The following is a 22,015-nucleotide window of genomic DNA, read 5'->3' as shown; positions in this document are numbered from 1 at the left end:
CATCGTGTCACTTCCTCAACGCTGCACACCAGCATGGCCGCTCCTTGCGGCCTTGCGTCTTTATACGTTCCTTCGTATCGACCGTGTTGCTGCGCGTCTAGCGCGTGTCGCCCGATCCTGCAGGATGACGGCGTGCTGCTGCCAGCACGCGGCATCGATCTGGCGCCGCATGCACTGCGTGGCGCCTGCTCCTTGCCGCCGCTGCGGGCGTGGTGCATCCCAGGTAACCCTAGGAGCGTGGCTAGATGTCGGCCAACCTGCGCAGACGCTCGTCGGGCTCGGTTCCGTTGCTGAAAGCCGGCTTGATCTGGCCACGGCTCGACCACGTGCCGGCCGTGCCCGTGCCGATGCCCGCGCATTCAGGGTCATCGGTTTGGCCGACCTGGCGTGGGCGACTCGCCAGACCTTGCCGGCAACCTTCTCCATCGAAGCGCCTGATCAGTCGATCGCAGGCATGGGCAGCAGTTCCCTGCACTGCCGACGCGCATCCCACGACGACCCGCATGTCGCGTTCGGCGACCGTTTGGATCGGCAGGGCTGCGCGGGGCCAACTGACCGGCAATTCGGCCTGGGTCGACGCCCCCCAGGCGCTGGTGAACAGCACGACGATCAACACGAACCACGACCGGACCAGGCGCATGACGGACTCCGCAGCAGACCGGAGCGCGGCGCGTCCCCGGGCGGCGTCGCTGGCCGCCGGATCACCCTTCATGCGCGGCCCCGCGCCAGACCTGACGGCAACCTTACGGTTGCTGGCCGACGCTGGCGGTTGCCCATAAACCCTTATGGAACAGTCACATAGAAATGCAGGCCTGAACGAGCTCGGCACTCGGGACAGCGTGTGGGCGGGGCGAAACGGCAGCAAGTGGTATCGGCCGTCCCCTCACCCCAACCCCTCTCCCGAGGGGGCGAGGGGCTTGCGTCGTGTCGGGTAGCAAGCGAACTTCGGCCCTTCTACCGCGGGACAAGGTGGCGCGTAGTTGCAGGATGACGGTGCAAGGCTGCGCACTGTTCTGGGATGCAAGGCGGGATCGGCCGGTGAGGCCGACTGCAAGTTCAGGCCACGGCTGAGCTTGTCCGAGGTGGCTGTCTTCCGCCGTACCCTCACCCCAACCCCTCTCCCGGAGGGAGAGGGGCTTAGGTTCTCTTTAGCTCTAGGGCTTTCCGATCCGGTCCCCACCTGCCCGCTTTTCCGAATCCCCAATCTCGAATCCCAAATCCCGATTCCCGATTCCCCGCCCTCAAATCACCCGCAACGTGATCGCCTTCAACACCGCCCGGGTGCGGTCGCGGGTGCCCAGCTTTTCCAGGATGGTAGAGACGTAGTTCTTCACCGTGCCTTCGGCCAGGAACAGGGTGCGGGCGATTTCCTTGTTCGAATAGCCGCCGGCCAGCAGGCGCAGGATCGCCACCTCGCGTTCGTTGAAGGTCTCCCGCGGGGCCTGCTGGTCGCGGAACTGGTAGCGGGCGCGCACCGGGTCGGTGCTGACCGGCTGCAGCAGGGTGTCGCCTGCGGCAACGCGCTCGATCGCCTCGCGCAGGTCTTCCGGGGCGGCGTCCTTGAGCAGGAAGCCCTGCGCGCCGGCCTCGCTGGCGCGTAGCAGCAGGTCGCTGTCGTCGAAGGTGGTGAGCAGCAGCACGGGGGTGCGGTCGCCGCGGGCGCGCAGCTGCTCCAGTGCCTGGATGCCGTCCAGGCCGGGCATGCGGATGTCGCTGAGCACCACGTCCACCGTATGGATGGCCAGCGCATCCAGCAGGCCCTGGCCGTCGTCGGCCTCGCACACCACCTCCACGCCCTGCTGCTGCAGCAACGCGCGCAGACCGGCGCGCACCAGGATCTGGTCGTCGGCCAGGGCAATACGACGTGAACTCATACCGGTAGTCTCGCAATCAGGTGCATGCCGCCTGTGGGTGTGCGGCCAAGGTCCAGCTGGCCATGCAATGCGGCCAGGCGTTCGCGCATGCCGGTAATGCCGTTGCCTTCGCGGATGCGCTCGGCGCGGCGGCCATCGTCGCAGATGTCCACGTGCAACTGTGCGCCTACGCAATGCAGGTGCACGGCCACTTCATCGGCGTCGGCATGCCGCACGGCATTGGTCAGCGCTTCCTGCACCAGCCGCAGCAGCAGCTCGGCCACGCGCGCATCGGTGACACGCACGTCGGCATCGATCTGCAGGCGCAGCGTCGGGCGCGGGAACGGGGCGGCCAGCGCGCGCAAGGCGGTCTGCAGGTCCAGGCCCTGGTCGTCGCGCAGCGATTGCACCACGTTGCGGATGTCCGACAGCAGTTCAGCCGATAACTGCTCCACCACCGCCACCTCGTTGCGCTGCGCCAGGGCCGGGTCGGCGCTGAGCAGGCGCAGGTTGATGCGCATGGCGGTGAGCTTGTGCCCGGCCACATCGTGCAACTCGCGCGCCAGCCGCAAACGCTCGGCATCGCGCGCACTGTCGGCCAGCAGCGCGCGGGTGGCCAGCAGATCGGCGTTGACGTAGGCCAAGGTGTCGCGCGCCCGCTCGGCACTGCGGGCGTAATGCGCGGTGAGTGCGGCAAAGGCCTGGAAGCCGGCATAGATGCTCACGATCAACAAGGCCCGATCGAAGCCGGCGTGCACTAGCACCGCGTACATGCCCGCGTTCAACACCAGCGCCAGCAGCAGCACGCGCAACGGCGGCCAGGTCATGCCCGCCTGCGCCACCAGCATCACCAGCAGGACCGGCGCGGTGCCGGCATGCGGCTCCATCCAGACCAGCAGCAAGGCCAACGCCGCTTGCAGCAGGGTGGCCACCGTGCGCAATGCATGCGTTTGCGGCAACACGGTGTGCACCACGAACAATGCGGTAAAGCCGGCCAGCGCGCCCCAGCGCCAGGCACCGTAGGCAGACGCATCGGGCATGAACGACAGCGCGACCGCGGCAATGGTGAACGCAGCGGCCAGGCGCAGGGGGTGCAACAGGTGGCGGAAGGAAGAGTTCATGCGGCGATGCTGACCGCCATGCAGGCGCTCGGCAATGGTGCGCAGGCAGAAGGTGACTTCTGGCAGGTGGGATCGATGACCTGCGGCCCCTGGTATGGTGCAGTGCGCGCGCAGACTGGCCTCATCCACTCACCGCGTTGCCAAGGAGTCACACCATGTCCGCTTCCAGTCTGTTCATCGCGCTCAATCTGGTCTGGGGTGGCTATGAGCTGCTGCTCAGCCGCCGTCGCCGCGCCGGCGATGGTGGCGCGCACGATCAAGGCACCCTGAAATACCTGTGGCGCGTGTTGTCTGCGGCGGTGGCCGTTGCAGTGATGCTGGCCTACAGCGGCCTGGCGCACTGGCCGCTGGGTTGGGCGGGGCCGCTGCAGTGGGCCGGCTGCGCCTTGATCGGCAGCGGGCTGGCGTTGCGCGTGTGGGCCATCCAGGTGCTGGCGCGCTGGTTCACGGTGGACGTGACCATCCAGCCCGATCACCAGTTGGTGCGTCGCGGTCCGTATCGCTGGCTGCGGCACCCGTCGTACACCGGCGCGCTGCTGGCGTTCTACGGGCTGGCGCTGGGCATGGGCAATGCGTTGTCGGTGATGGCGATCGTGGTGCCGGTGACCTGGGTCTTCCTGTACCGCATTCGCATCGAAGAGGCCGCGTTGCAGCGCGCCTTCCCGGTGGCTTACCCGGCGTATGCGAAGCAGAGCCGGCGCCTGCTGCCGCTGGTGTGGTGACGGCGCAGACAGCAGCGGCGTCGCGCATGGATGCCAGGCAGTGCTTCGTCTGCTTGCACCCAGGTTCGGCCCACACGACATGCAACCTGGCGTGCTGCTGCAAGTATGGGCGACCCCTCACGGTCCGATCTGCGACGGCCGCCAGCGCAGCAAGGTGGATACGCTGCGTACGATCGGTCCCACCGCGTCGCATCCCTATCGTTGCCAGGAGAGTTGCATGCTCGCCCGTCCCTATCCCGTTGTTGCGCTCGCATGGCTGCTCGGCAGCGCCGGCGTGCACGCCGCCGACCTGAACGTGGACGTCAGCGGCTTGCGTTCGCAACAAGGCAAGCTGCGCATCGCGGTGATCGCCTCGGCCGCACAACTGGACAGTGCACAGCCGCCGGTGCAGGCGCAGACGCTGCCGATCACCAGCAGCACACCGCACATCCAGTTCAAGAATCTTCCGCCCGGCCGTTATGCCGTGATGATCAATCACGACGAAAACGCCAACGGCAAGCTGGACACCAACCTGATCGGCATGCCGGTGGAAGGATATGGCTTCAGCAACAACCCCACCGGCATGCGCAAGCCTGGCTTGGACGAGATCGTCTTCGACCTGCCGGCCAGCGGTAAGCGCATCAGCGTGCAAATGCGCTGACACCGGCACGCGATAGGAGCGCTGCCATGCACCGTCGTCGCTTTCTGCAATCCCTGTTGGCCGCCGGCGGCAGCGCTGCGTTCGGCAGCTGGATGTTACGCAGTCTGCCTGCACACGCCGCAGAAGCGGCAGCGTTTCATACACAGGTGCAGCGCACACCGTGGCTGCTGGGCTGGCGCAGCGTGACCAGCCCCACCTTCGGGCCGACCACCACGGCAGTGCAGGGCAAGCTTCCCGAAGGACTGGCAGGCAGCCTGTATCGCAATGGCCCGGCCTGGACCGAGCGCGCCGGGTTCCGCTACGAACACTGGTTCGATGGCGATGGCATGGTGCATTGCTGGCAGCTGGGCGGCACCCAGGTGCAGCACGTCGGGCGCATGGTGGCGACGCATAAATTCACCCAGGAACAGCAGGCCGGGCGTTTTCTGTATCGCGCCGCTGGCACCTCCGTGCCCGACATGCAGCCGGTCCGCAATAACGACGACGTCAACACCGCCAATACCTCGGTGGCGATGCTCAATGGCCGGTTGTTCGCATTATGGGAAGCGGGATCGGCGATCGAGCTGGATCCGGATGCGTTGCGCACGCTCGGCCCGGTGACCTGGCGCGACGATCTGGCTGCGATGCCGTTTTCCGCACACCCATTGATCGACCGCGACGGCAGCGCATGGAACTTCGGCTCAATCAATGCGGCAGGCGCCAGCGGCGTGGTGCTCTGGCACCTGGGCGCAGATGCCACGTTGCGTCACGTGCAGCTGCTGCACACCGACGCCCCCGGCTATATGCACAGCTTTGCCATGACAGATCGGCATTTGATTCTGGTCATGGCGCCGTACCGCCGGCTGGACGGCGAGGGCGCGTTCTTCGAAAGACTGCGCTTTACGCCCGAAGCGCCATCGCGGATTGCGGTGGTGCCCAAGGATGCGTTGGACCAACCACGCTGGTTTGAAGCCGACTTTGCGGTGGCATACCACTTTGCCGACGCCTATGCGCATCGCGACCGCATCGTGGTGCGCGCCATCGTGTACGACGATCCGGAGCAGGCGCGCTCGCCAATGCGTGCGGCCATGCACGGCGACCCGGCGGCCGCACCATCACAGGTGCAACTGCGCAGCCTGCATCTGGACCTGAGCAACGGCCGCGCGCACTGGCAGCCGCATCCGGTGGATAACCTGGAATTGCCGTTGTACGACCGCCGCACCCCGACCACCACCGGCGCACGCCTGTATGCGCCATGCATCGATGGGCCCAACAACTCGCCGTTCCTCAATGCCGTGGCCGGCTATGACCTGGAACGCGACCGCCGCCAGGTGCATCGCTATGGTCCGGACGTGCTGGCCGAGGAACATGTGTTCGTCCCCAGGCCCGGCAGCGACCGCCCAGACGATGGCTGGCTGGTCGGCACCGTGCTGGACACCCGCCGCGGCCGCACCGGGCTGATGGTGCTGGACGCACGACATATCGATGCCGGGCCGGTGGCCCAGGCATGGCTTCCGTACGCGCTACCGCTAGGGTTTCACGGGCATTTTGCGCCCGCCTAAGCGGGCGCACTGCAACGGGCATGGCACTGTCTCGAGCCGCATCCAGACCTAGAGTGCCGACTCGCTGCCCCGGTGCCGTGCCGTCTTGGATGGATCGTCTTACACTCGGCCGCTCCCCGCCGCTGCCGTCCCGTCTTCGATGATCATTTCCGCCGCTTCCGACTACCGCGCCGCTGCGCAAGCACGCCTGCCGCCCTTCCTGTTCCATTACATCGATGGCGGCGCGTATGCCGAGCACACCTTGCGGCGCAATGTCTCGGACCTGGCCGATGTAGCGCTGCGCCAGCGGGTGCTGCGCAATATGTCGGATCTGCGCCTGAGCACCGAGCTGTTCGGCGAAACGCTGGCGATGCCGGTGGCATTGGCGCCGGTCGGCCTCACCGGCATGTATGCACGCCGCGGCGAAGTGCAGGCCGCGCGTGCGGCGGCCGCGCGCGGCATTCCCTTCACCCTGTCCACGGTGTCGGTGTGCCCGATCGAAGAAGTGGCGCCGGCCATCGAACGGCCGATGTGGTTCCAGCTCTATGTGCTCAAGGACCGTGGCTTCATGCGCAATGCGCTGGAACGGGCCAAGGCCGCGGGCGTGACCACGCTGGTGTTCACCGTGGACATGCCCACGCCGGGCGCGCGCTACCGCGATGCGCACTCGGGCATGAGCGGGCCCAATGCCTCGCTGAGGCGCATGCTGCAGGCAGTGACGCACCCCCGCTGGGCGTGGGACGTGGGCTTGCTCGGCAGGCCGCACGATCTGGGCAACATCTCCGCCTACCGCGGCAGCCCCACCGGCCTGCAGGATTACATCGGCTGGCTGGGCGCCAACTTCGACCCGTCCATTGCCTGGAAAGACCTGGAATGGATCCGCGAATTCTGGACCGGGCCGATGGTGATCAAGGGCATCCTGGACCCGGAGGACGCACGCGATGCGGTGCGCTTCGGCGCCGACGGCATCGTGGTCTCCAACCACGGCGGCCGTCAGCTCGACGGCGTGCTGTCCAGCGCACGCGCGCTGCCGGCCATTGCCGATGCGGTAAAGGGCGAACTGAAGATTCTGGCCGATTCGGGCATCCGCAGCGGGCTGGATGTGGTGCGCATGCTCGCGCTCGGTGCCGATGCGGTATTGCTGGGCCGCGCGTTCGTCTACGCGCTGGCGGCCGCCGGGCAGGCCGGCGTGGAAAACCTGCTGACCCTGATCGAAAAGGAAATGCGCGTGGCGATGACGCTGACCGGCACGCATTCCATCGCCGAGATCAGCGCCGACGCGTTGAGCCGGGTGACGCGCGAGCGGGCCGATGCGATCTCGCCTTGACGCCGCGAGACCGTCGCGCGTGATCGAGCGCCGTGAGCGGCCCGCCAGGCAGCGGACCAAGAGTGCCTCACCATTCGCGGCCAAGCGCGCGCCGACAGGCGGGCATGCCGCCCGTACCGTCCGTGCTGCGCCCCCGCCTATCCCGCCTTGCGCCTGGGCGCGGCCGTCTTGGCGGCAGTCTTCTTGGCCGCCTTGCCTGCGGTCTTCCTGACGGCTTTCTTCGCCGCTTTCTTGGTCGCCGCTTTCTTTGCAGGTGCGCTTGCCGTTTCGGCCGTGCTGGATTTCTTGGCTGGCGTGCGCGTATTGGCCTGCAGGCTCTTCTGCAGCAACGACATGAAGTCCACCACGTTGGTGGTGGCGTCTTCGTGCTGAGGGGGTTCCACGTCCACGGTGGTCGTGCCGCCCTTTTCCTGGATGCGCTTGCGCAAGATCTTTTCCAGCTTGCCGCGGAATTCGTCGTGGTAATCCTCCGGCTGCCAGGTGCCGGACATCGACTCGATCAGCTGCTTTGCCATCTCCTGTTCCTTGGGCGTGATGCGGTACTCGCCCACCGCACCGGCCGGCAGCTTGAAGTCCTGCGGGTCCACCACCTCCTGCTGATAACGCAGCAACAACAGGATCAATGCATCGCCCTGCGGCATCACCGCAGCCAGATACTCGCGGGTGCGGATCACCACCTTGGCAATGCCTACCTTGCCGGTGTCGCGCAAGGTTTCGCGCAACAGCACGTACCCCTTTTCGGCCTTCTTGCCCGGCACCAGGATGTAGGGCTTTTCGAAATAGCGTGGGTCGATGTCGGCTGCATCGACAAAGGTTTCCACCTCGACCGTTTCATGGCTTTCCGGCGCCGCAGAGCGGATATCCTGTTCTTCGACGATGACGTAGCTGCCCTTGTCGTATTCGAATGCCTTGACGATCTCCTTCCACGGCACCTCATCGCCGGTGTCGGCATTGACGCGTTCGAAGCGGATCGGTTTTTTGTCGCGCGAATCCAGCATCCGGAAATGCAGATCCACCTTGCGCTCGCCCGACATCAACGACACCGGCACGTTGAGCAAGCCGAAGGAAAGGGTGCCGGTCCAGATCGGTCGTGCCATCAGTGCGCTGCTCCATGAATTGCGGCTTCGGGAATGTGGTCCAGGGCCAGCCAGGCATCTTCGACAATGTCGCGCACATGCGGCCAGTCCAGTCGCGAGGCTCCACGCATGCTGTCCCACTGCGCAGCCAGGGCCTGCTCGCAATCGATATCGGCCCCGCGCGGCCAATCGGCAGCGTGGGTGATCCGCGCAAACGCATAGGCCGGCGATAAATCGCGCCAGGTGGGCCCGCCACGCCGGCGGCGGCGCTGGTAGTCGGCCAGGCTGTAGCAATGGAAATCCTGCGCCACGCCAGCCGTATCCGGCATGCGTGACTTGCGCGGCGCGCGCCTGGGCGGAGCGGGCTCGACATGGGCACTGAACAGGCGACGGTCGGGACGGCGATCCTGGGGGCGCATGGGCGGCTCCACGGTGCGGCATGGGGGCTGACATCAGTAACGCCGCTGCCGTGAGCCATGCGTGAGAAATTCGCTTGCATTGCGCGATTTGCGTGCCCTTCACCGCAGGCGCGGTGAACTGCTCGCCCATCTTGCTGTCAGGAGTCCACCATGTCCCGCGACCCGTTACGCGACCAACCCACCCAGCCGGGCGAACAACACGGCAAGCGCGACGCCGAACACTATGAAGACCGCGGCGCCGGCGATGCGCCCGGGCGCCTGATTCCTGCCGATGACCAGACGCCGGCCAAGAAGCCGGGAAGCGCGCCATCGACGGGGACCGATGGCTGAAGAGGTATTCCTGGCGGGTCTCTGGCTGAAAGCGTGGGTTGAAACACAAACCAACCTGCACCAGGCCGATCCGTGATCACGGGGCAAATGTCACCGCGTCGCTCACGCCCGGCCGGCCTGCTGCAACCGTGCGAATTCATCATCGTCAAACAGCCGCGACCGCACCAGGAAGCGCACACCTTCCCCATTTTCCAGCGAAAACATGCCACCGCGCCCCGGCACCACATCGATGATGAGCTGGGTGTGCTTCCAGTATTCGAATTGCGGCGCGCTGATGTAGAACGGCGCGCCGCCAATCTCGCCAAGCAAGACGTCGCGGTCGCCGACGATGAATTCGCCGACCGCAAAACACATTGGCGAAGACCCATCGCAGCAGCCGCCGGATTGGTGGAACAACACATCGCCATGCTGGGCACGCAGCTTGTCGATCAGCTGCAGTGCCGCCAGCGTGGCCGTTACCTGGGCCGGCAGCTCAGTGCGCGTGGTGCTGTCTTGCATCGGCTAACTCCTGCGGCCGCTCCGGCCGCCTTGTCGAGCACCATACCCTGCCGCTATGTGCGGGCGTGCATGCACGCGGACACGTGTGCATGCCTTTGCATCGATGGTGCAGCAGAACAAGCCCGGCTGGCTTTCGTGTGCGCAAACATCGAGGCGGTCAGCCACGCAGCTGCCGTTAGAAAAGCCCCAGCGCCTTCGGCGAATAGCTCACCAACAGGTTCTTGGTCTGTTGATAGTGGTCGAGCATCATCTTGTGGTTTTCGCGGCCGATGCCCGACTGCTTGTACCCGCCAAATGCAGCATGCGCCGGGTAGGCGTGATAGCAGTTGGTCCACACGCGGCCAGCCTGGATCGCGCGGCCCATCCGATACAGGCGCGAAGCGTCGCGACTCCAGAGGCCGGCACCCAGGCCGTATAGCGTGTCGTTGGCGATCGCCAGCGCGTCGGCTTCGTCCTTGAAGGTGGTGACCGAGACCACCGGGCCGAAGATCTCCTCCTGGAACACGCGCATCTTGTTGTGCCCCTTGAACACCGTGGGCTTGACGTAAAAGCCCCCGGCCAGGTCGCCCTCGAGCGTGTTGCGCTCGCCGCCGATCAGCACTTGCGCACCTTCCTGCTTGCCGATATCGATGTAGGAGAGAATTTTTTCCAGCTGCTCACTGGACGCCTGCGCACCGACCATGGTGTTGGGATCGAGCGGATTGCCCTGCTTGATCGCCGCCACGCGCGCAAGCGCCTTTTCCATGAACCTGTCGTAGATGGATTCCTGGATCAGCGCGCGCGACGGGCAGGTACACACTTCGCCTTGATTGAAGGCGAACAGCACGAAGCCTTCCACCGCCTTGTCGAGAAAATCGTCGTCTTCGGCCATCACATCGGCGAAGAAGATGTTGGGCGATTTGCCACCCAGCTCCAGCGTCACCGGAATCAGGTTCTGGCTGGCGTACTGCATGATCAGCCGGCCGGTGGTGGTTTCGCCGGTGAACGCAATCTTGGCGATGCGCGGGTTGCTGGCCAGCGGCTTGCCGGCCTCCAGGCCGAAGCCGTTGACCACGTTCAACACGCCAGGCGGCAGCAGGTCGCCGATGAGTTCCATCAACACCAAAATCGAAGCCGGCGTCTGCTCTGCCGGCTTCATCACCACGCAGTTGCCGGCGGCAAGCGCCGGTGCCAGTTTCCAGCACGCCATCAGCAGCGGGAAATTCCACGGAATGATCTGCCCCACCACGCCCAACGGTTCGTGGAAGTGATACGCGATGGTGTCGCTGTCGATCTCGGAAATACCGCCTTCCTGCGCGCGGATGGCACCGGCGAAATAGCGGAAGTGGTCCACGCACAATGGCACGTCGGCATTGAGCGTTTCGCGCACCGGCTTGCCGTTGTCCCAGGTCTCGGCGTACGCGAGCAGTTCGAGATTCTGTTCGATGCGGTCGGCGATCTTGAGCAGTACGTTAGAGCGCTCGGTGGTGGAGGTCTTGCCCCACGCCTCCTTGGCCGCGTGCGCAGCATCCAGCGCCGCTTCGATATCCGGAGCGGTGGAGCGCGCGATCGAGGTAAAGACCTTGCCGTTGATCGGCGTGGTGTTGTCGAAATACTGACCACCCTTCGGCGCGACCCACTTGCCGCCGATGAAGTTGTCGTAGCGCGGTTTGAAGATCGACTGCGGATCGGTGTTGAGCGGCTTGGTGGCAGGTTGCGCGTTCATCGTGATCTCCTGGCAAGTGGTCCGATGCGAACGTGTATACCCGCGCAAGTGCTAGCGCAATGTCATGCGCGATGCTGTTGCGCTGCGTCATCGTGGAACCGGGATTGACCCTGCCATTCCCGCAGAAAATACGCTGCAGCGCGTCATCGGCCTGACGCCGATGGCGCTGCAGCAGGATGGCGTATGCCGCGCCGCTTCGTCTGGCCGCCGGCTTGCCGCATCTGTCGCAACGCAGGTTCGCCAGTGAGGCACTGACACACTGAACATCGGCGAGGAGAGCAAGGCGTGTAGCGCACGCGGCAAGCACGTCGATTTAATCAACGCAACGCGGGCGGTGACACAATGCCAGGCTTGTGCATTCACCGAGCTGACGCTGCCAACCGCGCTAAGGTTTACCAGTTACCGTCACACCGTGCTCTGCTGCCGTGCCGATGGCCATGGATTGCTTCGGTGGCTCCCGGCAGTCGGTTGCCGTCTGTAGCCGGTAAGAGCGCAGCTGCCATGCGGCACTCCGACCGGACTGCTCCCAGGAATAGACCCAGCGATGGCGTTGGCCGGCATTACAGGCGTCGATCGTGATTTCGTCGCGTGGCTGGCCGCGTGCGGGCAGCGGCGCGGCGTTGCTGATGTCATCGGCACGCGTATTCAACGGACGATCGAAGATGGCGGTGCTGATGCGCACCGCGCCCAGCGCTGCGGCATCGGCCGGCGGCGGCGTTTGCCCGGGCTGCGTCCCCAGCCTGGATTGCTGCTGCAACCACGCGTGGATTTGTGCAATGGCCGGAGTGCCGGCCGGATAGTCGCGCACGATGCGCATATCCACGTGGTCTGCCCACGCGGCGTTGCAGACCAGCAGGCCGGCCGCCATCGCCGCCACCATGACCGTTCGCTTGCAGACCATCATCGTTGCGCTCCATGCCGTGAATGCGTGGCAGAGGCTAGCATGCCGATCTGACGGTGCCTGGCTCGGCGCCGACTTGCTCGGACTCGCGCAGGAGGCTGTCTACCAGAGCGCAACGCGCTGCGAGCACGCACAGGCAGCAGCGCAACCTTCAGTCTCGCCATCGGCTAGTCCCATCGGCACGGCGCAATAGCGCACTAGCCGGCCGCGGTACTTCCTCTCGCACGCCATTGACGCACTGCCGCAAGCACGCGCTTGCCGTCGGTCGCGCTGCTGTCGCGTGCAGCGTAGTCGTGTGGCCGGGCTTGAACGTGGGCCGCCAACGTTGCGCAGGCGGCATGCTGGCCTGCCAGCACGGCGGCACGCTCGGTGGCGTCCAACAGCAGCAGGATCGAAAAGCCGGCGGCCGAGATCGCGCAGTTGATATCCAGCCAAGAGCGATCGCCCTCGGAGAGAAGGAACCAGTCGGCAGGGGCGTGGTCGATCACGATCATGCTGGTGCGGTATGGCGTGGGGATCGGTCTGATCGGGACAGCCTCGTCGCGCCCGGGGGCGCTCCTACGAGGCCACGGTGCGTGGTGGTGTGCGGTGTTTCTCAGCCGCCAAAATCCCACTGCAATCCCACCGTGTAGGTGCGGTCCGGGCCGGGCTCGTAGTAGCGGCCGTTGCCATCGTTGACGATGACCGAGCCCACGTACTGCCGGTCCAGCACATTGTCGATGCGTGCGAAGGCGCGCAATGCGCCCTGCGCGGTGGTCCAGCGCCGGGAGGCTTCCAGGTTCACCAAGGCGTAGCCGGGTGCACGTTCGGTGGCCAGGTCGTTGACCACGGTGGCGCCGGAGGCCACCGATTCGGCAGCCAACTGCCATTGCGCCGGCTGCCATTGCCAGCGCGCAAACAGTTGCTGGCGCGGCACACCCGGCAGGCGCGAACCACTGGCCACCAGTGCGGTGGGCGTGGCGCAGCCGCTGCTGGCACAGGTGAGGTAGCCGTCGCGCACGGTGGCATCGACGAAGGTATAGGCCAGCTGCAGCTGCTGGGCGGCACCAATCGGCTGTTGCCAGCTGAGCTCCGCGCCCTGGCGCCGAGTGGCGCCGATGTTGCGATAGGTGCTGCGCCCATTGGTATTGCTGGCCACCGCCAGCTCGTCGTCGGTATCGGCGCGGAAGACCGCAAATTCCAGCGCCGCGCCGCTTTGCGCGCGCCACTTGCTGCCCACTTCGTAGTTGCGGCTGGTGGCCGCGCCCAGGTCCAGCGCCAGGCCGGCGCCGCCATCGCTGCGGTACCCCAGTTCGTTGAAGGTGGGCGTTTCGAAACCGCGCCCGACCGACGCGTAAAACCGCAGATCCTCGTCGGCGCGGAACACGATGCCGGCCACCGGCGTGGTCGCCGAATAAGCGCGCTTGCCGCTGTCGTCGGGATTGCGGCCCACGATGTAGTGGTCGTCCGATTCGAAGCGCACGTCGCTATGGCGCACGCCCAGCAGCGCCGACCAGCGCTCGCTCCACTGCCACCACAGCTGCGCGAACTGGTCCACGTTCTGGACCTCATCGCGCTGGTTGCGGCGCAATGTGCCCTTGATGCCGAGTGCGTCGCCGACGAAATTCTCGTAACCGGTGCGGTGCTGGCGCTGGCGGTCGACATTGGTGCCCACGGTCAGCTGCAGCGGCCGGCCCAGCGCTTCGCCCTGCCAGGCCCAGCGCGCATCGGCACCTTCGTAATTGCTGTCCAGATCGATCACCCCGCCCGAATGCAGCGGGTTGCGCTGCACCGCCACCGGAATGGCCAGGGACTGCTCCACGCTGCGCTGGCCGCCATAGGCCATCAGGCGCAGCGTCTGGTTATCCAATTGCTGGGTGAAGATGGCGCCTGCCTGCGACTGGCGCACCGACTTGCGGGTATCGAACTGGGTGGCCACCGACGTGGCCTGTGCCGGGTCGGCAGTGAACTGGGCGCGGGTCAGACCGAGCGGGTCCTGGGCATCGGGTGCGTCCAGATAGTTGAGCACCAGGTCCAGCCGGCGGCCCTCGGCCAGATCGAAGCCGAGCTTGGCATTGACCGAGTCGCGCCTGGCGCGGCTATGCGCACGGAAGCCATCGGTGTCGAAACGATTGGCCGCCACGTTGTAGTGCACCGCACCCTGCTGGCCGAGCAATTGCGCACCGACGTTGACGGTGGCGTTGCTGCCATAGGTGGCGCGCAGACGCCACGGGTCGTCCGGCTGGCCATCGGCGCTCCACAGCTGCAGCACGCCGCCGGAAGAGTTGCCGTACAGCGCCGAAAACGGCCCGCGCAGCACTTCCACCCGTTGCGCGCCCAGCACGTTGAAGTGCGACAGCTGGCCCTGGCCGTCGGGCATGCTGGCCGGGATGCCGTCCACCAACAGCCGCACGCCGCGCACGCCGAAGGTGGAGCGCGCGCCGAAGCCGCGGATCGACAGCTGGGTGTCCTGCGCGTAGTTCTGGCGGTCGCGCGCCACCAGGCCGGGGATGCCGTCCAGCAGCTCGGACACCTGCGCGCCACGGCGGTTGTCGTCATCGGCCGCCACCACGGTGAACGAGGCCGGCAGGTCGAAGTCGTCCACCCCGCGCACGCGCGCTGCGTCCACCTGCACGGCGGGCAGGCGCTGGATCGGCGTGGAGGCGGGCGGCGCCGGATCGGCGGCCAGGACGGGCGATGTGGCGCCCGTGGCGAACAGGCCGCAGGCGGCGGCCAACAAGGTGAGTCTGGACATGCAGGTAGTGTCCCTCATCCGTACTGGCAGTGCATTGTTGCGTACGGAACGAAGCATGCTACGCCGGCCGTGGGCTGCTACGATGAAGTGGTTTGGCCCAGCAGCGGTCAACGATCCGGAAGTACCCCACTCTTTCGTCCTTCAGCGAGTCATGCCGTGTCCTTCTTTGCAAACGTGGAACAGGTTCCAGGCGACCCCATCCTGGGCCTGACCGAGGCCTATAACGCCGACAGCCGCCCCAACAAGGTCAACCTGGGCGTGGGCATCTATTACGACGAAAACGGACGCATCCCGCTGTTGCGCGCCGTGCACAAGATCGAGCAGCAGCTCGCGCAGGACGCCAAACCGCGCGGTTACCTGCCCATCGACGGCCTGGCCGCGTACGACAAGGCCACCCAGGAGCTGCTGTTCGGCGCCGACTCTGCGCTGGTGACCTCCGGCCGCGTGGCGACCTCGCAGACCGTCGGCGGCAGCGGTGCATTGCGCGTGGGCGCGGACCTGCTCAAGAAGCTGCTGCCCACCGCCACCATCGCCATCAGCAACCCCAGCTGGGAAAACCATCGCGCGGTGTTCGGCGCGGCCGGCTTCGAGGTTGTCGATTACACCTATTTCGATGCCGCCAGCCATGGCCTGAACTTCGACGGCATGCTAGCCGACCTGGCCAAGCTGGAGCCGGGCACCGTGGTGCTGCTGCACGCCTGCTGCCACAACCCCACCGGCGCAGACCTGAGCCGCGAACAGTGGAAGCAGGTGGCGGGGCTGTTGAAGGAACGCAACCTGTTCCCGTTCGTCGACATCGCCTACCAGGGCTTCGACCAGGGCATCGAGGCCGATGCCTATGCGGTGCGCCTGCTGGCTGCCGAAGGCATCGACAGCTACGTGGTCGCCAGCTCCTACTCCAAGTCGTTCTCGCTGTATGGCGAGCGCGTGGGCGCGCTGTCGGTGGTCTCGGCCACCGCCGCCGAAGCCAAGGCCGTGCAGTCGCAGGTCAAGCGCATCATCCGCACGATCTACTCCAGCCCGTCCACGCACGGCGCCGCGCTGGTGGCCGGCGTGCTGACCAGCCCGGAGCTGCGCGATCTGTGGGAGCAGGAACTGACCGAAATGCGCGAGCGCATCCATTCCCTGCGCGCCGGGCTGGTGGAAAAACTCGCCACGCTGGGCGCGCCGGAGTTCGACTTCATCCAGCGCCAGGCCGGCATGTTCTCGTACTCGGGCCTGACCCGGACCCAGGTGGACCGCCTGCGCGACGAGTTCGCGATCTACGCCGTCGGCACCGGCCGCATCTGCGTGGCCGCACTGAGCCAGCGCAACCTGGACTACGTGGCCCAGGCCGTGGCCACTGTCAGCCGGGTGTAATGCAGCGCGGAGCGCCATCGGCGACAGCGGCTGAAGTCATAAGCCGGGAGCGCGCAAGCCTCCCGGCTTTTTTGTGCTTGCTGCTGCACCCTCGCCCCGACGACGCACGGCGTGCTGGATGCGGTAGCGCGGGACAACCCCCCGCTTATCACACGCCATCCGCACATATTCGATCACCGGCGATGCAAACCGCGCATCAAGTGATCGAAATCTAACGCGGCAATGGCGACAATGGCGGCCCACTTCCTACACAGGCTGCCCGTTCCCATGTCGCGTCCCTCGCTGACCCGCTTCCTGATCGAAGAGCAACACGCCGGCCGTATCGATGCGGAATTGCGCCAGCTGATCACCATCGTCTCGCGCGCCTGCAAGCGCATTTCCATCGCCGTGAGCAAGGGCGCCCTGGGCGGCGTGCTCGGCGATGCCGGCACCGGCAACGTACAGGGCGAAGCACAGAAAAAGCTCGATGTGCTCAGCAACGACATCCTGCTCGAAGCCAACGCCTGGGGCGGCCATCTGGCCGCGTGCGCGTCCGAAGAAATGGACCACAGCCAGCCGGTGCCCGACCAATACCCCAGCGGCGATTTCCTGCTGTTGTTCGATCCCTTGGACGGCAGTTCCAACATCGACGTCAATGTCTCGGTCGGCACCATCTTCTCGGTGCTGCGCGCACCCAAGGGCACCGAAAAGCCGGGCGATGAGCACTTCCTGCAGCCGGGCACCCAACAGGTCGCCGCCGGCTATTGCATCTACGGCCCCAGCACCATGCTGGTGCTCACGCTGGGCCACGGTACCCACGCCTTCACCCTGGAGCGCGAAGAAGGCAGCTTCCTGCTGACCCAGGCCAACATGCGCGTGCCCGAAGACACCGCCGAATACGCCATCAACATGTCCAACCAGCGCCACTGGGAACCGGCGATGCAGGCCTACGTGGGCGACCTGCTGGCCGGCAAGGACGGCGCACGCGGCAAGGATTTCAACATGCGCTGGATCGCCAGCATGGTGGCCGACGTGCACCGCATCCTCACCCGCGGCGGCATCTTCATCTACCCCTGGGACAAGAAGGATCCGGGCAAGCCGGGCAAGCTGCGCCTGATGTACGAAGCCAACCCGATGAGCATGCTGGTGGAACAGGCCGGCGGCGCCGCCACCACCGGACGCGAACGCATTCTGGACATCCAGCCGACACAACTGCACCAGCGCGTACCGGTGTTCCTGGGCTCGAAGAACGAAGTGGCCGAAGCGACGCGATATCACCTGGATGCCGATAAGGCGTAAGGCAGCGGGTGCAGCTTGCAAGGCACGCAAACTGGATTCCACAAGACACCCGCCTAGTGCGGGTGTCTTGGTTCATGGCGCCCGCTGATTGCAGCGCTCATTAGACGATGGCAAACGAGGGCCGCCGGCGCGACATGTCTTCATGGGTCGTCATTTGACTCCACGTGTGGCAGCAGTGAGTATCGCCCTCGGGCCGGAGCCGGAGTGGGACGGTCTACGCGAAGTCGATTCCAATCGCACTGCCTTGCACCAGTCGGCCGACTGACCGCAAGGATCACGTCTGGATCAGGGAGTTCTCATGAAGACCGCACGCGTTGCACTGGTGGCTGCCGTCCTGTTGCAGGCCACCCCCGCCTTCTCCGCATCAACCACGCCATCGCCACTGGTCGGAACCTGGCTGCTGGACACCAGCAGCCTGCCGATGCCGGAAGCTGTACGCCCCAAACGTGTCGTCCTGCAGTTCAAGCAGGTTCCGGGTAACAAATGGGCAACCACTGCCGAAATCGTCGAACACGACGACACGAAGTTGCAGGCGCAATCCACGCTACTGCTGGACGGCACACCGGGTCAGGCGTCGGGCACCTACCTGGTGGACCGTGCCGCGGTCAAAATGCCCGAGCCCGGCGTGTTGGTGATGCAGTTGATGTATCAAGGCGTCCCGGCCTCCACCCGCACCTATACGGTCAGTGCCGACGGCAAGGTCATGACCGAAATCGAAGCGTATTTCAAGGACGGCAACCCGATGATGCGCACGGCCTATTTCAAGCGCGCGGCAAGCCAGTCCAAGTAAGCACAATCGAGCCGACGCCGCATCGCGGCGCGGCGCGGCTCGATTTACTTGAGGAGCAACGGCAATTTGAAGGCAGGGAGCCTGTATGCGACATCTTTTGCCGATCGATATTCCAGCCACATTACGGCGCAGCACGTCGGTCGAGCAATTTCTCGGAATAAGCCCAGTCGATGCAGCATACGTTCGCCATGTCGAGCTACGGCCGGCAAACGATTGCATCGAGGTATGGATGTATGACGTCGAGGACATTGGCAGCGAAGACTATTCGGATCTGCATGACTTCGCATATTTCGAGCCAGACGGGCCTTGTGCCCCTGCCGCCATCTTTGCGGACGCTGCCGCTGCCGTGACGTATGCCAGCACATTCCTGGCGGCGGACCCTACTCGCTGGACCAAGCTCGGGATTGCCGAGTCCGAATACCTTGACTACATTCGGGCAGGGCGGCCTTCCCGCTGGCCGGTTGCCATCTGACCCTTCATCTCGATGCCGACCAGCAAGTGATTGGGTTCAACCGCCAGCAATCGCCCCAAGCTGCCGGTGTCGCGACGCAAATCGCCCCGATACCGCGGTTGAGCCAGCCAGAGCATCCATAATCGAGATCAAATTCAGCGAAGGCGAGTGGGCGGCATCACGCGTAAGATCCAGCTGTATTTCACCGAGGAACTGAAGCAGCAGATAGGACGCTTCGATGCGGAGTTTCTGCTGGATTTCTTCACCGAAGAGGTGGGAGCCTATTTCTACAATCGGGGTATCTGCGATGCGCAGGCCATCGTTGCCAAGAAGCTGGACGACTTGGGCGAATCGATATTCCAGCTGGAACGACCCACCGATTTCATAAGGTAGGACCCTCTCCGGTTCACGCGCATGCGCTAGCGTTTCCTCTTGAACGACAGGTAGGGAAGACTGCAATGACTTTAGCGAGTGCCCGCTTCCTGCTCGTGATCGCCGGCGTGGTGCTGCCGTATGCGGCACGCCTGCCATTCGGACTGGGGTGGTTGCGCCAGTACACGGATGTCGGCCTCGGTGGTTGGCTGTTGTTGGGTGGATTCAATGCGATCGCCTGGGGTGCGCTGCTGTGCATCAGCTTTTTGTACCGGCGTCCGATTGCATTGTTGGTGCCGTGCCTGCTTGGCTTTGGTGTGCTCGCCTGGGCGCATGCAACCCTCGATTTACGCGCCGATGCACAGTCGGCATTGGCGCTGATCTTCATTCCGATTTACGCGTTGCTACCGATCACATTGGGCGGCGTACTCGGCTATGTACTGGACCGAAAGCTCCGCCGTAGCGGGACGCCCTGAGACTGCGCTGAAGTGCCGGCTTCAACATCCCGTCCGACACTGTCCGGTAGTGCGCCTGCGCCCAGATGCAGTGCAGTGCAGTGCAGTGCAGTGATTCGAGGGTGTCGTCGAATTTCCCTGCGTACGATAGACAGCGCACGCCCCGCTAGAGCGCTGCTACATCCGCAGCCGAGGCAGGGTTGCGTCGTGGCCCACCACCATGCGCACGATTCACGCTTGCTCGCGTTCGCTTATGCGGGCCACGTTCGGTTTGCATTGCAGGGAACTGTTTGGATCGAACACCGCTAGCACTTGACCAAATCGGTCTACGCGGTAACGCTCGGATGCCGGTGTGCGCCTCTCGCGCTGCACGCATCGATTGGAGAGACCGCACGTGGACCGTCGTACCTTCCTCACTCTGTCCGGCATCGGCGCCGCCGGGCTGCTGCTCCCCAACACGCGGCTAATCGCCGCCGAGCAGCTGCTTGCCCCACTGGATGCAGCACGCAACCGGCGCCTTTCAGATGCCGCGCTCACCACCGCCAAGGCTGCCGGTGCCAGCTATTGCGACGTACGCGTGGGGCGCTATCTGCGTCAATTCGTGATCACCCGCGAGGCGCAGGTGGAAAACGTGGTCAATGCCGAATCCATCGGGGTGGGCGTGCGCGTGCTGGCCGATGGCGCCTGGGGGTTTGCGGCCACCAATACGTTGACCAGCGATGGCGTGGCCACCGCCACGCGGCAGGCGGTGGCCATTGCCAAGGCGAATGCGCGCTTGGGCGGCACGCCGGTGCAGCTGGCGCCGGTGACGCCGGCCGGACAGGTCAGCTGGAAGACGCCGATCAGGAAGAACGCCATGGAAGTGCCGCTGCAGGACAAGGTGGCACTGCTGATGGACGTCAATGCAGCTGCGCTCAATGCCGGGGCCACCTTCGTGGCCTCGCGCATGTTTGCGATCAATGAGCAAAAATATTTCGCCAGCAGCGATGGCTCCTACATCGATCAGGACGTGCACCGGTTGTGGCTGCCCTTCACCGTCACTGCAGTGGACAAGGCCAGCGGCAAGTTCCGCACCCGCGATGGGCTGTCCTCGCCCATGGGCATGGGCTACGAATACCTGGATGGCGATGCCGGCCAGAAGCACCAGCTGCCAGGCGGGCTGATCGGTTACGGGCACAGCTACGATGCGCGCGAAGATGCGATCGCCGCGGCTAGGCAGGCGCGCGCCAAACTCACCGCGCCGTCGGTGAAGGCAGGCAAGTACGATCTGGTGATCGACCCGAGCAATCTGTTCCTCACCATCCATGAGTCGGTCGGGCACCCGCTGGAGCTCGATCGCGTGCTGGGTTACGAGGCCAACTACGCCGGCACCAGTTTCGCCACCCTGGACAAGCGCGATGCAGGTTACCGCTGGGGCAGCGATGCAGTGACCTTCGTCGCCGACAAGACCCAGCCGGGCAGCCTGGGTGCGGTGGGGTACGACGATGAGGGCGTCAAGACCAAACAATGGGAGCTGGTGAAGGACGGCATCCTGGTCGACTACCAATGCACGCGCGATCAGGCGCACCTGCTCGGCAAGACTGCGTCCGATGGCTGTAGCTACGCCGATTCGTGGTCGAACGTGCAATTCCAGCGCATGCCCAATGTGTCGTTGGCGCCAGGCAGGACGCCGTTGGCGGTTGCCGACATGATCAGGAACGTGGAGCACGGCTTGTACATCCATGGGCGCGGTTCGTATTCGATCGACCAGCAGCGCTACAACGCGCAGTTCGGCGGGCAGCTGTTCTACGAGATCGAAAACGGCCAGGTCACCCGCTTGGTGGAAGACGGCGCCTACCAGATCCGCACGCCGGAATTCTGGAATGCCTGTAGCGCCGTGTGCGACGAGCGCGACTTCCGCCTGGGTGGCTCGTTCTTCGATGGCAAGGGCCAGCCGAGCCAGGTCTCGGCGGTGTCGCATGGCGCGTCCACCGCGCGCTTCGATGGCATCAACGTGATCAATACCGCGCGTTCGTTGGGTTGAGGGTTGGTGGATCGACTGCGTGGTGATTGAGTTGTCTGCGTTGGCTCAGCACATTTAGGCACTGAGATTGTGTTTGTTGCGGTCGCTTAACTATCTTCAAGCTTGGTCAGTCGAGCGCGCGGTGCCCTCACCGTTTGCGGGACACGCCGTGAACCCGTCCATGGGGGCTCGATGGCGGCATCCATGCCGCCAACGGTCCCGCAATCGGCGAGGACACTGCACCAGAAAGTCCGCTGGTTGCTTGTTGAAGAACAGAGAGCACCGCGCGAGACCATTGCTGTTTGCTTGCTGAAAACTTTGCACACCGACCAACTTGACTGGTCCTTGCCTGCTCACCGTCGCGGGACCCTTGGCGGCATGGATGCCGCCACGGAGCTTACAGGGACGTACTTGCAGCGTGTCCTGCGATGGTGGGCGGGCAAGGACCCTGCAGTGAGCGCG

At 65.1% G+C, this 22,015-nt stretch carries 22 protein-coding genes; 12 read left to right on the top strand and 10 right to left on the bottom strand.

Features of this window, described 5'->3' with window-relative positions; genetic code table 11:
* Positions 1–241: 241 nt before the first annotated feature.
* The 3 genes from ACCQ07_RS00570 to ACCQ07_RS00560 form a co-directional block, all read right to left on the bottom strand.
* On the bottom strand, positions 242–640 hold the full coding sequence (locus tag ACCQ07_RS00570; RefSeq protein WP_031420546.1) for a hypothetical protein: 399 nt from the start codon (positions 638–640) through the stop codon (positions 242–244).
* Positions 641–1,241: 601 nt separating this feature from the next.
* Positions 1,242–1,874 carry a response regulator transcription factor gene (locus tag ACCQ07_RS00565; protein ID WP_014088941.1) on the bottom strand — a complete coding sequence of 211 codons (633 nt, stop codon included), beginning with the start codon at positions 1,872–1,874 and terminating at the stop codon, positions 1,242–1,244.
* Entirely contained in the window at positions 1,871–3,070 is a 1,200-nt protein-coding gene (locus ACCQ07_RS00560) for a sensor histidine kinase (protein WP_033478795.1), read from the bottom strand. Before ACCQ07_RS00560 ends, ACCQ07_RS00565 begins: the two co-directional genes overlap by 4 nt.
* A 59-nt stretch (positions 3,071–3,129) precedes the next feature.
* Between ACCQ07_RS00560 and ACCQ07_RS00555 the strand changes: the two genes are divergently transcribed.
* The 4 genes from ACCQ07_RS00555 to lldD all read left to right on the top strand — a co-directional run bounded on the left by ACCQ07_RS00555 (position 3,130) and on the right by lldD (position 7,183).
* Entirely contained in the window at positions 3,130–3,696 is a 567-nt protein-coding gene (locus ACCQ07_RS00555) for a methyltransferase family protein (protein ID WP_008573922.1), read from the top strand.
* A 217-nt stretch (positions 3,697–3,913) separates the two neighbouring features.
* On the top strand, positions 3,914–4,336 hold the full coding sequence (locus tag ACCQ07_RS00550) for a DUF2141 domain-containing protein (protein ID WP_031420540.1): 423 nt from the start codon (positions 3,914–3,916) through the stop codon (positions 4,334–4,336).
* 26 nt (positions 4,337–4,362) lie between these two features.
* Positions 4,363–5,877, top strand: a complete 1,515-nt coding sequence (locus tag ACCQ07_RS00545; protein ID WP_057681990.1) for a carotenoid oxygenase family protein — start codon at positions 4,363–4,365, stop codon at positions 5,875–5,877.
* A gap of 139 nt (positions 5,878–6,016) precedes the next feature.
* Positions 6,017–7,183: an FMN-dependent L-lactate dehydrogenase LldD gene (lldD, locus tag ACCQ07_RS00540; protein ID WP_031420537.1), complete on the top strand. Its 1,167-nt coding sequence runs from the start codon at positions 6,017–6,019 to the stop codon at positions 7,181–7,183.
* A gap of 137 nt (positions 7,184–7,320) precedes the next feature.
* On the opposite strand, the gene ku is transcribed toward lldD, so the two are convergent.
* The gene (gene ku / locus ACCQ07_RS00535) at positions 7,321–8,280 is read right to left on the bottom strand and encodes a non-homologous end joining protein Ku (protein WP_008573931.1); all 960 of its coding nucleotides are present in this window, start codon (positions 8,278–8,280) and stop codon (positions 7,321–7,323) included.
* On the bottom strand, positions 8,280–8,678 hold the full coding sequence (locus tag ACCQ07_RS00530; RefSeq protein ID WP_033478792.1) for a hypothetical protein: 399 nt from the start codon (positions 8,676–8,678) through the stop codon (positions 8,280–8,282). Before ACCQ07_RS00530 ends, ku begins: the two co-directional genes overlap by 1 nt.
* 150 nt (positions 8,679–8,828) lie before the next feature.
* On the opposite strand from ACCQ07_RS00530, the gene ACCQ07_RS00525 reads away from it, so the two are divergent.
* A complete protein-coding gene (locus ACCQ07_RS00525; RefSeq protein ID WP_014088937.1) occupies positions 8,829–9,008 on the top strand; it encodes a hypothetical protein in 180 nt (59 codons plus the stop codon).
* 102 nt (positions 9,009–9,110) lie between these two features.
* Here ACCQ07_RS00525 and ACCQ07_RS00520 read toward each other — a convergent pair whose 3' ends face one another.
* The 5 genes from ACCQ07_RS00520 to ACCQ07_RS00500 all read right to left on the bottom strand — a co-directional run bounded on the left by ACCQ07_RS00520 (position 9,111) and on the right by ACCQ07_RS00500 (position 14,846).
* A complete protein-coding gene (locus tag ACCQ07_RS00520) occupies positions 9,111–9,506 on the bottom strand; it encodes a DUF779 domain-containing protein (protein WP_011345853.1) in 396 nt (131 codons plus the stop codon).
* A gap of 175 nt (positions 9,507–9,681) precedes the next feature.
* Complete coding sequence (gene adh, locus ACCQ07_RS00515; RefSeq protein ID WP_057681991.1) at positions 9,682–11,211, bottom strand: aldehyde dehydrogenase; 1,530 nt, start codon at positions 11,209–11,211, stop codon at positions 9,682–9,684.
* A 385-nt stretch (positions 11,212–11,596) separates the two neighbouring features.
* Positions 11,597–12,115 (bottom strand): hypothetical protein, encoded by a 519-nt coding sequence (locus tag ACCQ07_RS00510; RefSeq protein ID WP_057681993.1) that lies wholly within the window; start codon positions 12,113–12,115, stop codon positions 11,597–11,599.
* Between the two features lie 194 nt (positions 12,116–12,309).
* Complete coding sequence (locus ACCQ07_RS00505; RefSeq protein WP_031420532.1) at positions 12,310–12,606, bottom strand: hypothetical protein; 297 nt, start codon at positions 12,604–12,606, stop codon at positions 12,310–12,312.
* Between the two features lie 101 nt (positions 12,607–12,707).
* Positions 12,708–14,846 (bottom strand): TonB-dependent receptor family protein, encoded by a 2,139-nt coding sequence (locus ACCQ07_RS00500; RefSeq protein ID WP_372363687.1) that lies wholly within the window; start codon positions 14,844–14,846, stop codon positions 12,708–12,710.
* A 156-nt stretch (positions 14,847–15,002) separates the two neighbouring features.
* Here ACCQ07_RS00500 and ACCQ07_RS00495 point away from each other — a divergent pair, with 156 nt between their 5' ends.
* The 7 genes from ACCQ07_RS00495 (at position 15,003) to ACCQ07_RS00465 (ending at position 21,574) form a co-directional block, all read left to right on the top strand.
* The gene (locus ACCQ07_RS00495; protein WP_014088932.1) at positions 15,003–16,205 is read left to right on the top strand and encodes an amino acid aminotransferase; all 1,203 of its coding nucleotides are present in this window, start codon (positions 15,003–15,005) and stop codon (positions 16,203–16,205) included.
* Positions 16,206–16,472: 267 nt separating this feature from the next.
* Entirely contained in the window at positions 16,473–17,483 is a 1,011-nt protein-coding gene (locus ACCQ07_RS00490) for a class 1 fructose-bisphosphatase (protein ID WP_008573980.1), read from the top strand.
* A gap of 322 nt (positions 17,484–17,805) precedes the next feature.
* On the top strand, positions 17,806–18,273 hold the full coding sequence (locus ACCQ07_RS00485; protein WP_029818163.1) for a hypothetical protein: 468 nt from the start codon (positions 17,806–17,808) through the stop codon (positions 18,271–18,273).
* Between the two features lie 85 nt (positions 18,274–18,358).
* Positions 18,359–18,745 (top strand): hypothetical protein, encoded by a 387-nt coding sequence (locus tag ACCQ07_RS00480; RefSeq protein ID WP_372363686.1) that lies wholly within the window; start codon positions 18,359–18,361, stop codon positions 18,743–18,745.
* Between the two features lie 147 nt (positions 18,746–18,892).
* Positions 18,893–19,117, top strand: coding sequence for a DUF2164 domain-containing protein (locus ACCQ07_RS00475; RefSeq protein WP_011345844.1), 225 nt, complete (start codon positions 18,893–18,895; stop codon positions 19,115–19,117).
* A gap of 65 nt (positions 19,118–19,182) precedes the next feature.
* Positions 19,183–19,572, top strand: coding sequence for a hypothetical protein (locus tag ACCQ07_RS00470; RefSeq protein WP_011345843.1), 390 nt, complete (start codon positions 19,183–19,185; stop codon positions 19,570–19,572).
* 373 nt (positions 19,573–19,945) lie between these two features.
* On the top strand, positions 19,946–21,574 hold the full coding sequence (locus ACCQ07_RS00465) for a TldD/PmbA family protein (RefSeq protein ID WP_029818159.1): 1,629 nt from the start codon (positions 19,946–19,948) through the stop codon (positions 21,572–21,574).
* Positions 21,575–22,015 lie beyond the last annotated feature (441 nt).

This window comes from Xanthomonas sp. NCPPB 3583 (genome assembly GCF_041475715.2).
In the GTDB taxonomy this organism is placed as follows: domain Bacteria; phylum Pseudomonadota; class Gammaproteobacteria; order Xanthomonadales; family Xanthomonadaceae; genus Xanthomonas; species Xanthomonas euvesicatoria.
Note: the sequence above shows the minus strand (reverse complement) of the source record. Positions and strands in the feature narration are given on the sequence as shown.

Coding starts and splice junctions, on each gene's coding strand:
- ACCQ07_RS00570 (WP_031420546.1), bottom strand. CDS start 640: ATGCGCCTGGTCCGGTCGTGGTTCGTGTTGATCGTCGTGCTGTTCACC.
- ACCQ07_RS00565 (WP_014088941.1), bottom strand. CDS start 1,874: ATGAGTTCACGTCGTATTGCCCTGGCCGACGACCAGATCCTGGTGCGC.
- ACCQ07_RS00555 (WP_008573922.1), top strand. CDS start 3,130: ATGTCCGCTTCCAGTCTGTTCATCGCGCTCAATCTGGTCTGGGGTGGC.
- ACCQ07_RS00550 (WP_031420540.1), top strand. CDS start 3,914: ATGCTCGCCCGTCCCTATCCCGTTGTTGCGCTCGCATGGCTGCTCGGC.
- ACCQ07_RS00545 (WP_057681990.1), top strand. CDS start 4,363: ATGCACCGTCGTCGCTTTCTGCAATCCCTGTTGGCCGCCGGCGGCAGC.
- lldD (WP_031420537.1), top strand. CDS start 6,017: ATGATCATTTCCGCCGCTTCCGACTACCGCGCCGCTGCGCAAGCACGC.
- ku (WP_008573931.1), bottom strand. CDS start 8,280: ATGGCACGACCGATCTGGACCGGCACCCTTTCCTTCGGCTTGCTCAAC.
- ACCQ07_RS00530 (WP_033478792.1), bottom strand. CDS start 8,678: ATGCGCCCCCAGGATCGCCGTCCCGACCGTCGCCTGTTCAGTGCCCAT.
- ACCQ07_RS00525 (WP_014088937.1), top strand. CDS start 8,829: ATGTCCCGCGACCCGTTACGCGACCAACCCACCCAGCCGGGCGAACAA.
- ACCQ07_RS00520 (WP_011345853.1), bottom strand. CDS start 9,506: ATGCAAGACAGCACCACGCGCACTGAGCTGCCGGCCCAGGTAACGGCC.
- adh (WP_057681991.1), bottom strand. CDS start 11,211: ATGAACGCGCAACCTGCCACCAAGCCGCTCAACACCGATCCGCAGTCG.
- ACCQ07_RS00510 (WP_057681993.1), bottom strand. CDS start 12,115: ATGATGGTCTGCAAGCGAACGGTCATGGTGGCGGCGATGGCGGCCGGC.
- ACCQ07_RS00505 (WP_031420532.1), bottom strand. CDS start 12,606: ATGATCGTGATCGACCACGCCCCTGCCGACTGGTTCCTTCTCTCCGAG.
- ACCQ07_RS00500 (WP_372363687.1), bottom strand. CDS start 14,846: ATGTCCAGACTCACCTTGTTGGCCGCCGCCTGCGGCCTGTTCGCCACG.
- ACCQ07_RS00490 (WP_008573980.1), top strand. CDS start 16,473: ATGTCGCGTCCCTCGCTGACCCGCTTCCTGATCGAAGAGCAACACGCC.
- ACCQ07_RS00480 (WP_372363686.1), top strand. CDS start 18,359: ATGCGACATCTTTTGCCGATCGATATTCCAGCCACATTACGGCGCAGC.
- ACCQ07_RS00470 (WP_011345843.1), top strand. CDS start 19,183: ATGACTTTAGCGAGTGCCCGCTTCCTGCTCGTGATCGCCGGCGTGGTG.